The sequence below is a fragment of the Halomonas sp. AOP22-C1-8 genome (assembly GCF_052378905.1).
GTDB classification, from domain to species: Bacteria; Pseudomonadota; Gammaproteobacteria; order Pseudomonadales; family Halomonadaceae; genus Vreelandella; species Vreelandella citrativorans.
Genome location: NZ_JBQSYD010000079.1, coordinates 1 through 336 on the forward strand (window position 1 = coordinate 1; position 336 = coordinate 336).

A 336-nucleotide genomic window follows, 5' to 3' on the forward strand; every position below is an offset into this window, starting at 1 on the left:
TAGCCTGGATTTCTCATAGTACCTCAGCCAGTACCGCACTCAGGCTGTAACACCGCTAAACACCTACTGGCTCGACTTACATCGGCTACTTTTTAACCACTTTCCGTCCTTCAGACACACTTCCCCCTTTCCCCCATTGCGTCGGGCCGGGGGCGCCCGAGCAGTCAGTTCGGCACCAACCGCCTGACCAGATCGGATAGCGCCGTTTTATAGGGGTAGCTGTCACTCATCAACACCCGGATGCGGCGCGTATTGCGGAGGATGACCGCGCCTACTTTGATGAGCTTGAGCCTCAGGTTGCTTGGACTCATGCGCGCGAAGGGCGTGTGCTTCAGG

At 57.4% G+C, this 336-nt stretch carries 1 protein-coding gene; it reads right to left on the bottom strand.

Annotated features, from left to right (window positions below):
* Nucleotides 1–164: 164 nt before the first annotated feature.
* Nucleotides 165–336: transposase (locus ACT3TY_RS17945; RefSeq protein WP_443589643.1), on the bottom strand; the 172-nt coding region annotated here is incomplete at its 5' end.